Source organism: Pseudomonas sp. LH21, from assembly GCF_036549575.1.
GTDB lineage: Bacteria > Pseudomonadota > Gammaproteobacteria > Pseudomonadales > Pseudomonadaceae > Aquipseudomonas > Aquipseudomonas peradeniyensis.
In genome coordinates, this window is the sequence record NZ_CP144367.1 from 3994786 (window position 1) to 4006937 (window position 12152).

The 12152-nt window shown below is 62.6% G+C and carries 10 protein-coding genes and 4 tRNA genes; 4 read left to right on the forward strand and 10 right to left on the reverse strand.

The window, feature by feature from the left end; all coding sequences use genetic code 11:
• Nucleotides 1-50: 50 nt before the first annotated feature.
• From hupB to VUG52_RS18150, 10 genes are all read right to left on the reverse strand, one after another.
• Nucleotides 51-323 carry a nucleoid-associated protein HU-beta gene (gene hupB, locus VUG52_RS18105; protein WP_011533117.1) on the reverse strand — a complete coding sequence of 91 codons (273 nt, stop codon included), beginning with the start codon at nt 321-323 and terminating at the stop codon, nt 51-53.
• 154 nt (nt 324-477) lie between these two features.
• A complete protein-coding gene (gene lon, locus VUG52_RS18110) occupies nt 478-2874 on the reverse strand; it encodes an endopeptidase La (protein ID WP_050705050.1) in 2397 nt (798 codons plus the stop codon).
• Nucleotides 2875-3029: 155 nt separating this feature from the next.
• Nucleotides 3030-4313, reverse strand: a complete 1284-nt coding sequence (gene clpX / locus VUG52_RS18115; protein WP_050705049.1) for an ATP-dependent Clp protease ATP-binding subunit ClpX — start codon at nt 4311-4313, stop codon at nt 3030-3032.
• A gap of 108 nt (nt 4314-4421) precedes the next feature.
• Nucleotides 4422-5063: an ATP-dependent Clp endopeptidase proteolytic subunit ClpP gene (gene clpP, locus VUG52_RS18120; protein ID WP_043213484.1), complete on the reverse strand. Its 642-nt coding sequence runs from the start codon at nt 5061-5063 to the stop codon at nt 4422-4424.
• Between the two features lie 91 nt (nt 5064-5154).
• The gene (gene tig, locus VUG52_RS18125; protein ID WP_050705048.1) at nt 5155-6468 is read right to left on the reverse strand and encodes a trigger factor; all 1314 of its coding nucleotides are present in this window, start codon (nt 6466-6468) and stop codon (nt 5155-5157) included.
• Between the two features lie 248 nt (nt 6469-6716).
• Entirely contained in the window at nt 6717-7016 is a 300-nt protein-coding gene (locus VUG52_RS18130) for a DUF6388 family protein (protein WP_028692638.1), read from the reverse strand.
• Between the two features lie 150 nt (nt 7017-7166).
• Nucleotides 7167-7242 (reverse strand) — tRNA-His (locus tag VUG52_RS18135).
• 36 nt (nt 7243-7278) lie between these two features.
• Nucleotides 7279-7363 (reverse strand) — tRNA-Leu (locus VUG52_RS18140).
• 56 nt (nt 7364-7419) lie between these two features.
• Nucleotides 7420-7495 (reverse strand) — tRNA-His (locus tag VUG52_RS18145).
• A 35-nt stretch (nt 7496-7530) separates the two neighbouring features.
• Nucleotides 7531-7607 (reverse strand) — tRNA-Arg (locus VUG52_RS18150).
• Nucleotides 7608-7862: 255 nt separating this feature from the next.
• Between VUG52_RS18150 and folD the strand changes: the two genes are divergently transcribed.
• From folD to VUG52_RS18170, 4 genes are all read left to right on the forward strand, one after another.
• A complete protein-coding gene (gene folD / locus VUG52_RS18155) occupies nt 7863-8717 on the forward strand; it encodes a bifunctional methylenetetrahydrofolate dehydrogenase/methenyltetrahydrofolate cyclohydrolase FolD (protein ID WP_050705047.1) in 855 nt (284 codons plus the stop codon).
• A gap of 271 nt (nt 8718-8988) precedes the next feature.
• Complete coding sequence (ctlX, locus tag VUG52_RS18160; RefSeq protein ID WP_050705046.1) at nt 8989-9906, forward strand: citrulline utilization hydrolase CtlX; 918 nt, start codon at nt 8989-8991, stop codon at nt 9904-9906.
• Nucleotides 9907-9925: 19 nt separating this feature from the next.
• The gene (locus tag VUG52_RS18165) at nt 9926-10972 is read left to right on the forward strand and encodes an ornithine cyclodeaminase (RefSeq protein WP_050705045.1); all 1047 of its coding nucleotides are present in this window, start codon (nt 9926-9928) and stop codon (nt 10970-10972) included.
• Between the two features lie 385 nt (nt 10973-11357).
• Nucleotides 11358-12140: an ABC transporter substrate-binding protein gene (locus VUG52_RS18170; protein WP_050705044.1), complete on the forward strand. Its 783-nt coding sequence runs from the start codon at nt 11358-11360 to the stop codon at nt 12138-12140.
• Nucleotides 12141-12152 lie beyond the last annotated feature (12 nt).

Genomic DNA, 12152 nt, shown 5'->3' on the forward strand with positions numbered 1-12152 from the left:
CGCCGTCACGCGGTCGGCCCTGACGATGCCCGGGCCGGCTGAAAGACGACTTAGTTGACGGCGTCTTTCAGGCCCTTGCCAGCCTTGAAACCTGGAACCTTGGCGGCAGCGATCTTGATCGCCTTGCCGGTTTGCGGGTTGCGGCCGGTGCGCTCGGCGCGCTCCTTGACCGAGAAGGTACCGAAACCAACCAGTACCACATCGTCACCTTGCTTCAGGGCGCCGGTGACGGATTCGATGACTGCGTCCAGCGCACGGCCGGCTACAGCTTTCGGGATGTCAGCAGATGCGGCGATAGCGTCAATCAGTTCCGACTTGTTCACTCTAAGTCCCCTTATTTCTCTATTGAGTTTGTTTCTAAGTATGTAATGAAAAGCTTAATGAAACGAGCGCTGGGTGGCCTGTTGACACTGGCGTGCCGTTTTATAGCAAGGGGCCGAAAATGCTGTCAACCAAAGCCCCCCAGCGAAATACGTACTAGTGCGTGCTGATTCTTTCCTTAGCATCGCCGTCGCGCTTCTCATCTTTCGCGACAATCTCCGGAGCCACATCTGGCAAGGGCTCCGGGGCGTATTGCAGCGCAATTTGGAGGACTTCGTCAATCCATTTGACCGGTTTGATCTGAAGATCCTGTTTGATATTTTCCGGAATCTCCTTCAGATCGCGAACATTCTCCTCGGGAATGATCACCGTCTTGATCCCGCCCCGGTGTGCCGCCAGCAGTTTTTCCTTGAGGCCACCGATGGCCAGGACCTGGCCGCGCAGGGTGATCTCACCGGTCATCGCCACGTCGGCGCGTACCGGGATCTGGGTCAGGGCCGACACCAGCGCGGTGCACATGCCGATACCGGCGCTCGGGCCGTCCTTGGGCGTGGCGCCTTCGGGCATATGGATGTGAACGTCGCGTTTCTCGTGGAAGTCTGCAGCGATCCCCAGGCTCTGGGCACGGCTGCGCACCACCGTCTGCGCGGCGGTGATCGACTCGACCATGACGTCGCCGAGCGAGCCGGTCTTGATCAGCTGGCCCTTGCCCGGGATCACCACGGCCTCGATGGTCAGCAGCTCGCCGCCCACCTGGGTCCAGGCCAGGCCCGTTACCTGGCCGATCTGGTCCTGCTGCTCGGCCAGGCCGTAGCGGAACTTGCGCACGCCCAGCAGTTGCTCGAGCTGCTCGCCGCTGACCTTGACCTTCACCTGCTTGGCCCCGGTGTGCTCCTTGACCACCTTGCGGCAGACCTTGGCGATCTGGCGCTCCAGGCCACGCACCCCGGCTTCGCGGGTGTAGTAGCGGATGATGTCGCGGATGGCCGAGACCTCGACCTCCAGCTCGTCCTTCTTCAGGCCGTTGGCCTTGACCTGCTTGGGCACCAGGTACTTGACCGCGATGTTGATCTTCTCGTCCTCGGTGTAACCCGGCAGGCGGATGACTTCCATGCGGTCGAGCAGCGCCGGCGGGATGTTCATCGAGTTCGAGGTGCACAGGAACATCACGTCCGAGAGGTCGTAGTCGACTTCCAGGTAGTGGTCGTTGAAGTTGTGGTTCTGCTCGGGGTCGAGCACCTCCAGCAACGCCGAGGCCGGATCGCCGCGCATGTCGCTGCCCATCTTGTCGATCTCGTCGAGCAGGAACAGCGGATTGCGTACACCGACCTTGGTCATTTTCTGAATCAGACGACCGGGCATCGAACCGATGTAGGTACGGCGGTGGCCACGGATCTCGGCCTCGTCACGCACGCCGCCCAGGGCCATGCGCACGAACTTGCGGTTGGTGGCGGCGGCGATCGATTCGGCCAGCGAGGTCTTGCCCACACCGGGCGGACCGACCAGGCACAGCACCGGGCCACGGATCTTCTTCACGCGCTTCTGTACGGCGAGGTACTCGAGGATACGTTCCTTGACCTCTTCCAGGCCGTAGTGGTCGGCATCGAGGATTTCCTCGGCCTTGGCCAGGTCCAGGCGCACCTTGCTCTGGGCCTTCCACGGCACCTGCACCAGCCAGTCGAGGTACGAGCGCACCACGGTGGCCTCGGCCGACATCGGCGACATCTGCTTGAGCTTGTTCAGCTCGGCCTGGGCCTTGGCCAGGGCATCTTTCGGCAGGCCGGCGGCATCGATGCGCTTTTTCAGCTCCTCGACTTCGTTGTGGCCTTCGTCGCCATCGCCGAGCTCCTTCTGAATGGCCTTCATCTGCTCATTCAGGTAGTACTCGCGCTGGCTGCGCTCCATCTGCTTCTTGACCCGGCCACGGATGCGCTTCTCGACCTGCAGCAGGTCGATCTCGGCGTCCAGCAGCGCCAGCACGTGCTCGACGCGGGCCTGCAGGTCGACGATCTCGAGGATCTCCTGCTTCTGCTCGATCTTCAGCGCCATGTGCGCGGCCATGGTGTCGACCAGGCGGCCCGGTTCCTCGATGCTGTTGAGCGAGGACAGCACTTCGGCCGGGACCTTCTTGCCCAGCTGCACGTACTGCTCGAACTGCGACAGCAAGGTCCGCACGAACACTTCGGACTCGCGCTCGGCGGTCTCGGCTTCGTCGATCAGGCTGACTTCGGCGCGGATATGGCCGTCGACTTCGTTGAAACGCTCCACGGCGCCACGCTGCTCACCCTCGACCAGCACCTTGACGGTGCCATCGGGCAGCTTGAGCAGTTGCAGCACAGTGGCGACGGTACCGACGCGATACAGGGCATCTTCGCCCGGATCATCGTCGGCCGGATTCTTCTGGGCCAGCAGGAGGATCTGCTTCTCGCCCGTCATCGCCGCCTCAAGGGCTTCGATGGACTTCTCACGCCCCACGAACAGTGGGATGACCATGTGCGGATAGACGACGACGTCGCGCAATGGCAAAAGAGGCAAGTCGAGGGTGGTCTTCATGATTTCGCCTCTACAGCGGCCGTGGTGGCCGGAAACCGTTGGAAATGGTGCTTGGGGCTAATGTGGGGGCAGGCCTGGCAAAATACAAGCGCCCAGGCCATGAAATGCAAAAAGGGGCCAAAAAGGCCCCTTCGTGCGTGCTGCCCCTTGCCCGATCAGGCGTCGGGAGCGGCCTTGGCTTGCGGCTCGCTGTTCTCGTAGATGAGCAGCGGCTGCGACGAGCCTTCGATGACGCTTTCGTCGATCACCACCTTGCTGACATCCTTCTGCGAAGGAATCTCGTACATGGTGTCGAGCAGCACGCCCTCGAGGATCGAACGCAGGCCACGGGCGCCGGTCTTGCGCTCCAGGGCCTTGCGCGCCACGGCCTTGAGTGCATCGCTGCGGAACTCGAGGTCGACGTCTTCCATCTCGAACAGCCTGGCGTACTGCTTGGTCAGCGCGTTCTTCGGCTCGGTGAGGATCTGCATCAGCGCAGCCTCGTCCAGCTCGTCCAGGGTCGCCAGCACCGGCAGGCGGCCGACGAACTCCGGAATCAGGCCGAACTTGACCAGATCGTCCGGCTCGACCTCACGCAGCGACTCGCCGACCTTCTTGCCCTCTTCCTTGCTGCGCACTTCGGCACTGAAGCCGATGCCGCCTTTGGTCGAGCGGTTCTGGATGACCTTTTCCAGGCCCGAGAAGGCGCCACCGCAGATGAACAGGATATTGCGGGTATCGACCTGCAGGAACTCCTGTTGCGGGTGCTTGCGCCCCCCTTGCGGCGGCACGGAGGCCACGGTGCCTTCGATCAGTTTCAGCAGCGCCTGCTGCACGCCCTCGCCCGAGACGTCACGGGTGATGGACGGGTTGTCCGACTTGCGCGAGATCTTGTCGATCTCGTCGATGTAGACGATGCCCATCTGGGCCTTTTCCACATCGTAGTCGCACTTCTGCAGCAACTTCTGAATGATGTTCTCGACGTCCTCACCGACATAACCGGCTTCGGTCAGGGTGGTGGCGTCGGCAATGGTGAACGGCACGTTCAACAGGCGCGCGAGCGTCTCGGCGAGCAGCGTCTTGCCCGAGCCAGTCGGCCCGATCAGCAGGATGTTGCTTTTGCCCAGTTCGACTTCGTCGCCTTTCTTGTCACGCTGGTTCAGGCGCTTGTAGTGGTTGTACACCGCTACTGCCAGGACCTTTTTCGCGCGCTCCTGACCAATGACGTACTGGTCCAGGATGCCGCTGATTTCTTTCGGCGAGGGTAACTTGTGCGCGTTGCTCTCGGCCTGGGCTTCCTGCACCTCCTCACGGATGATGTCATTGCACAGGTCGACGCACTCGTCGCAGATAAATACCGAGGGGCCGGCAATCAATTTACGCACTTCATGCTGGCTTTTGCCGCAGAAAGAGCAGTAGAGCAATTTGCCGTTGTCCTCGCCGTTACGGGTGTCAGTCATTCGATCGATCCAATCCGGTAGGCTTGAAACACAAGATGAAGGCAATCGCTGGCTTTTTCAAGTCCGCGCACGGGCGCAATCCGCGCCCGCGCGCTCTGGCGCATTGCTTCAGGATGCCAGTTGCCGCTTGTCGTAGACCGAGTCGATCAGGCCGTACTCGGCCGCGCGCGCGGCGCTCATGAAGTTGTCGCGCTCGGTGTCGCGCTTGATGGTCTCGAGGTCCTGGCCGGTGTGATGGGCCAGCAGCTCGTTCAGGCGCGCCTTGATGTTGAGGATTTCCTGGGCGTGGATCTCGATGTCGGTCGCCTGGCCCTGGAAGCCGCCCAGCGGCTGGTGAATCATCACCCGCGAGTTGGGCAGGCAGTGGCGCTTGCCGGCGGCACCGGCCGCGAGCAGGAAGGCGCCCATGCTGCAGGCCTGGCCGATGCAGATGGTCGAGACGTCCGGCTTGATGAACTGCATGGTGTCGTAGATCGACATGCCGGCAGTTACCGAGCCGCCCGGGGAGTTGATATAAAGATGGATATCCTTGTCCGGGTTTTCCGCCTCAAGGAACAATAGCTGCGCCACCACCAGGTTGGCCATGTAGTCTTCTACGGGGCCGACCAGGAAGATCACGCGCTCCTTGAGGAGGCGCGAGTAGATGTCGTAGGCACGTTCGCCACGGGCGGACTGCTCGATAACCATCGGGACCAGGCCGCCTGCGGCCTGGATGTCAGAGCTTTGCTGAATATAAGAATTGCGGGACATGTCCTGCACTCGCTCCCAAATAGTCATGGCTTGAATACGCACAAGCCAGCGCGAAGGCTGGCTTGTGGGGGTTTCCTACGAGAGTAGCCTGTTACTCAGCGGCGGCAGGAGCCTGTGCTGGTTTGACGGCTTCTTCGTACGAGACCGATTTGTCGGTCACAGTCGCTTTCTGCAGGACAGTATCTACAACTTGCTCTTCCAGCACAACCGAACGGACTTCGTTCAGTTGCTGGTCGTTCTTGTAGTACCAGGCGATGACCTGCTCAGGCTCCTGGTAGGCCGAGGCCATCTCTTCGATGACTTCGCGAACCTTGGCTTCGTCCGGCTTCAGGTCGAACTGCTTGACCACTTCGGCGACGATCAGGCCCAGCACGACGCGGCGCTTGGCCTGCTCTTCGAACAGCTCGGCCGGCAGTTGGTCAGGCTTGATGTTGCCACCGAACTGCTGGACGGCCTGCACGCGCAGACGGTTGACTTCGTTTTCCAGCAGGGCTTTCGGCACGTCGACCGGGTTGGCAGCCAGCAGACCGTCCATGACCTGGTTCTTGACCTTGGCCTTGATGGCCTGGCGCAGCTCACGCTCCATGTTCTTGCGAACTTCGGCGCGGAAACCTTCCAGGGTCGATTCCTTGATGCCGAACTGGGCGAAGAAGGCTTCGTTCAGCTCAGGCAGCACTGGGGCGGAAACGCTGTTGACGGTGATGGTGAACTCGGCGGCTTTGCCAGCCAGGTCGAGGTTCTGGTAGTCCTCTGGGAAGGTCACGTTGACCACGCGCTCTTCACCAGCCTTGGCACCGACCAGGCCTTCTTCGAAGCCCGGGATCATGCGGCCGGAACCCAGCACCAGCTGGGTGCCCTTGGCCGAACCACCGGCGAAGGCTTCACCATCGATCTTGCCGACGAAGTCGATGTTGACCTGGTCGTCGTTCGCCGCGGCGCGCTCGACGGCCTCGAAACGGGTGTTCTGCTTGCGCAGGACTTCCAGCATGTTGTCCAGGTCGGCGTCAGCCACTTCGGCGCTCAGGCGCTCGACGGCGATCGACTCGAAACCGGCAACGGTGAACTCAGGGAAGACTTCGAAGATGGCGACGAACTCGAGGTCCTTGCCCTTCTCGAACGACTTTGGCTCGACGGCAGGTGCGCCAGCCGGGTTCAGCTTCTGCTCGACGATGGCTTCGTAGAAGGAAGCCTGGACCAGATCACCGAAGGCCTCTTGGCGGGCATCGGCCTCGAAACGCTGGCGGATCACGCTCATTGGCACCTTGCCCGGACGGAAGCCGGCAACCTTGGCGCGCTTGGCAGTCTGCTGCAGACGCTTGTTGACTTCGTTCTCGACGCGCTCGGCCGGAACGGCGATGGTCATGCGGCGCTCGAGAGCGGAAGTGTTTTCAACAGAAACTTGCATGGATATTCCTCGTTGCACAGACGTTAGCCGGCGATAGCCCGACTCCAGAATCAAGGGCAAACATTCTAGTGACTCATCAAGCAGAAGTCACCCCACCCGGATTGTCGGCGGACCGCGCCGGTCGATTTCCTTGAAAGGCCCGCCCGCCTTGGCGTCGAGCCTGTCTCATTCACGGCCGCGCAGGCCCTTGTGACGTGCGCGGTTGTAAAACCTTGTCAAACAAACAACAGCCAGAACGATCGTCCACCTTACTGCGGATCGAGGTCGTTGAACTGGCAGTATTCTTCCCAGGCCATGCCCAGCGCCTCGGCCACCTCGCGATGCGTCTCCAGGCGCATGGCCTGCAGTTGCTCCGGCGACTCGGCGATCAGCTGCAAGGCATATTCCCAGGGCTCGACACCCTGCTCCTGCGCCGCATCCTCGAACGCCCACTCGATCTGCTGGGCCTGCTCACGGGCATCCAGCTCGCGGATCTCCTCGAGCAGCTGCGGATTGGCCTCGGCGAAACGTTGCAGCGCCAGGGCCTGGCGCGCTTCTTTTGCGATCATCTGCGCTATTCCTCTACCGGCATCTCGGCCAGCCCTTCAACCGGCTGAAATCTATCAGCTTTTATCGCTCCACCACCAGTAGCCACGAGGGCCGTACGGCGAAAACGAAAAAGGCGCCCGATCATCCGATCCGGGCGCCTTCTTCAAATATGGGGTGGACGATGGGAATCGAACCCACGACAACCGGAATCACAATCCGGCGCTCTACCAACTGAGCTACGCCCACCATAATGCAGTGTTGCGGTACAGCCTTACAGAAACATGGTGCGGACGAAGAGACTCGAACTCTTACAGCTTGCGCCGCTGGAACCTAAATCCAGTGTGTCTACCAATTTCACCACGTCCGCATGAAACTCAAAAACAAAGGCGCCGGATCATTCAATCGAGGCGCCCCTGCAGAATCTGGGGTGGACGATGGGAATCGAACCCACGACAACCGGAATCACAATCCGGCGCTCTACCAACTGAGCTACGCCCACCATATTGCGGTACTGCTTACTTGCCCAGGCCTTGATGGCGCACCCGGCAGGACTCGAACCTGCGACCATCCGCTTAGAAGGCGGATGCTCTATCCAGCTGAGCTACGGGCGCTTAAGCTTACAGTCCAGCCGAACAAACTAACCGCTTATTCTGCCCGACTTTGCCAACCCGTGCCAGGCAGTGCCCGACAAGTGCGGCGAATCTTATAGGCGACCCTGCAGGTCGTCAACACCTTTCGCAAAAAAATTTAAATTATTGAAGGGGTTAGGGGATTTGCCCGACCACGCGCCTTTGCCCTTGGGCCATGTCGTGCGAGAATGCGCGCTTCTTATATATGTTCCCTTCTCGATGGTTAATCACGCGTCTATGACTGCACACCTAATCGATGGCAAGGCGATCGCCGCCAACCTGCGCCAGCAGATCGCCCAACGTGTCGCCGAGCGCCGCCAGCAGGGCCTGCGCACGCCAGGCCTGGCGGTGATCCTGGTCGGCACCGACCCGGCCTCCCAAGTCTATGTCTCGCACAAGCGCAAGGACTGCGAAGAGGTCGGCTTCATCTCCCAGGCGTTCGACCTGCCCAGCGAGACCACGCAGCAAGCCCTGACCGACCTGATCGATCGCCTCAACGATGACCCGGCCGTCGACGGCATCCTGCTGCAGTTGCCGCTGCCTGAGCACCTGGACGCCTCCCTGCTGCTCGAGCGCATCCGCCCGGACAAGGACGTGGACGGTTTCCACCCCTACAACATCGGCCGTCTGGCCCAGCGCATCCCGCTGCTGCGCCCGTGCACGCCGAAGGGCATCATGACCCTGCTGCACAGCACCGGCCAGGACCTGTACGGCATGAACGCGGTAATCGTCGGCGCGTCCAACATCGTCGGCCGGCCGATGGCCATGGAACTGCTGCTGGCCGGCTGCACCGTCACCGTCTGCCACCGCTTCACCAAGGACCTGGCCGGCCACGTCGGCCGCGCCGACCTGGTGGTGGTCGCCGCCGGCAAGCCGGGCCTGGTCAAGGGTGAGTGGGTCAAGGAAGGCGCCATCGTCATCGACGTCGGCATCAACCGCCAGGACGACGGCAAGCTGGTCGGCGACGTGGTCTACGAGACCGCCCTGCCCCGCGCCGGCTGGATCACCCCGGTGCCGGGCGGCGTGGGCCCGATGACCCGCGCCTGCCTGCTGGAGAACACCCTGTATGCGGCTGAAGAGCTGCACAAGTAGGTTGTTCCGGCAATGACGCAACGGCGCCTCTCGAGGCGCCGTTTTCATTTGCGCATTTCATCCTCGTGGGAGCGGGCTTGCCCCGCGATGGCGATGGGGCTGCCGACGCCATCGCGGGGCAAGCCCGCTCCCACTAGTGCGATATCAGCAGATTCCGCTGCCAAGCTAGCCATTTCAGCTGGACCGGCTGCCGCCCCCCCGCGCTTCAGCCGGGATTGCCTCGCGATCCCTCTGACAATGGTCACACAGCCCACCCGTGGATGCGTGCCCAATGCAAACAACAAATACCGTCCTCATGATTCGCCCGGCGCGGTTCGCCTTCAACCCCGACACCGCCGCCAACAACCGCTTCCAGCAGGCGCCGCCGGACCCGCAGGCCGCCAGCGAGAAGGCCCTGGAAGAATTCGACGGCTATGTCGACACCCTGCGCCAGCACGGCGTCGACGTGCTGGTGGTGCAGGACACCCCCGAACCCCACACGCCCGACTCGATCTTCCCCAACAACTGGTGGAGCAGCCACGCCGATGGCAGCCTGGTGCTGTACCCGATGGAGGGCGAGAACCGCCGCCTGGAACGCAGCAAGGGCGTGCTGGGCGTGCTGCAGGAGCGCTTCGCCATCCAGCGCACCATCGACCTGAGCCCGCTGGAACAGCAGAATCTGTTCCTCGAAGGCACCGGCAGCATGGTCCTGGACCGTGAACACCGCATCAGCTACGCCTGCCACTCCGGGCGCACCCATGAACACGCCCTGCGCCAGTTCGCCGAGCGCCTGGACTACCGCCTGTGCCTGTTCCACGCCGTCGACCGCCGCCAGGCGCCGATCTACCACAGCAACGTGATGATGAACGTCGGCCGCCAGCTCGCCGTGGCCTGCCTCGACGCCCTGCCCCGCCACGATGAACGCCGCGCCCTGGAGCATTCGCTGCGCGATACCGGCAAGCAGGTGCTGGCGCTGAACTTCGACCAGTTGGAGAACTTCGCCGGCAACATGCTCGAAGTCCATGACCGTGACGGCCGCTCCCTGCTGGTCATGTCGCGCAGCGCCTGGAATGCCCTCGACGCCGAGCAGCGCCGCCAGGTCGAGCGGCACAGTCACCCACTGGTGGTGAACATCGACCATATCGAACGCATCGGTGGCGGCAGCGCGCGCTGCATGCTCGCCGAAGTCCACCTGCCCTCGCGCCACTGACTCGACAAGGAGAATCATCATGACCCGCTACATCGACGTGCACGACCTCGCTCACCTGGTCAACCGCAAGGGATTGCCCACCTGCCTGGCCGAGATGGCCGAATACATCCGCCAGGACTACCTGCGCTGGCACGACTTCGAGAAATGCCCACGCCTGGCCAACCACTCGGCGGACGGGGTGATCGAACTGATGCCAGTGTCCGACGCCAACCTGTACGCCTTCAAGTACGTCAACGGCCACCCGAAGAACACCCGCAACGGGATGCTCACCGTGATGGCCTTCGGCGCCCTGGGCGATGTCGACACCGGCGCGCCGGTGCTGCTCAGCGAGATGACCCTGACCACCGCCATCCGCACCGCCGCCACCTCGGCCCTGGCCGCCCGCTACCTGGCGCGCCCGGACAGCAAACGCATGGCGTTGATCGGCAACGGCTCGCAGAGCGAGTTCCAGGCCATCGCCTTCCATGCGCTGCTCGGCATCGAGGAGATTCGCCTGTTCGATATCGACCGCAAGGCCTCGGAGAAACTGGCGACCAACCTGGCCGACTTCCCACAGTTGAAGCTGATCATCGCCAACAGCGTGGCCGAGGCGGTACGCGGCGCCGACATCGTCACCACGGTCACCGCCGACAAGGCCTACGCCACCATCCTCACCCCAGGGATGATCGAGCCGGGCATGCACCTCAATGCCGTGGGCGGCGACTGCCCGGGCAAGACCGAGCTGCACCGCGACATCGTCGAGCGGGCGCGGGTGATCGTCGAGTACGAACCGCAGAGCCGGATCGAGGGCGAGATCCAGCAGATGCCGGCGGACTCGCCGACCACCGAGTTCTGGCAGGTGGTCGAGGGGATCGCTGCCGGGCGCGAGAGTGCCGCACAGGTGACGCTGTTCGACTCGGTCGGCTTCGCCCTGGAGGACTACTCGGCGCTGCGCTATGTGCTGGATGTGGCCAGGGCGCTGGACATCGGGCGCGATATCGCGCTGGTGCCGGCGCTTGAGAATCCGAAGGATCTGTTTGCCCTGCTGCAGCCCAAAGCGGCGGCACGTAAGGTCAACGCCGCCTGACCGCCCCCCTGTAGGAGCGGCCTTGTGCCGCGAAAGGGCCGCAAAGCGGCCCCGGCAATCTGTGTTCAATATTGAGATCCTGGGGCCGCGATGCGGCCCTTTCGCGGCACAAGGCCGCTCCTACAGGGTACGCATAAGCCCAATGGACGCCACTTGGGCGGTACCAATGACAGAAACCGCTGTCGCACTTCCATAAATCTTTGTCGGGACAGCCGATTCGGCTGCAAAAAGAAACTTTACAGCCGAATCCGGCAGCCCACGCGCAGGCAAACGACACAAAAAACCTGTCTATCTCGCGCATTCTGAGCCCGACCCATGAGTCACCGACGGACCTACACGCGCTAATCGCCCTACTACCAATAACAACACCCAGGGACCCAAGACCATGCCCACCATGCGAAAACGCCTCGGCGTGCTGCTGTTCTCGTTGTGCGCCACCACCCTCACCCAGGCCAAGGAGTGGACCGAGATCCGCTTCGGCGTGTTCCCCGAATACCCACCGTTCGAATCCGTCGCCGCCGATGGCAGCCTGCAAGGCTTCGACATCGACCTGGGCAATGCCATCTGCGCCAAGCTGCAGGTCAAGTGCACCTGGGTGCATAACGAATTCGACGGCATGATCCCCGCCCTGCGCGCCCGCAAGTTCGACGCCATCATGTCGTCGATGGCCGTTACCCCGGCGCGGTTGAAGCAGATCGATTTCAGTAACCGCCTGTTCCTCAGCCCCACCTCGGTCATCGTGCGCAAGTCGGCCGACTTCGGCGACAGCGCCGAATCGCTCAAGGGCAAGCAGGTCGGCGTGCTCCAGGGCTCGCTGCAGGAGGCCTACGCCCGCGCCGTGCTGGCGCCGCTGGGCGCGCAGGTCAAGGCCTACCAGGGCCAGGACCAGAACTACGCCGACCTGCTCAACGGCCGCCTCGACGCCACCGTCACCGACAAGCTCGAAGCCCAGCTGAACTTCCTCTCCAAGCCCGAGGGCGCCGACTTCAGGAGCGGCCCGGCGATCAAGGACCCGACACTGCCGCTGGACATCGCCATGGGCCTGCGCAAGACCGACCCCGAGCTCAAGGCCCTGCTCGACAAGGGCATCGCCATGATCCACGCCGACGGCACCTATGCCGAGATCCAGAAGAAATACGTCGGCGACCTGGACATCTACAACGAGTGACCCGGCAGGCCG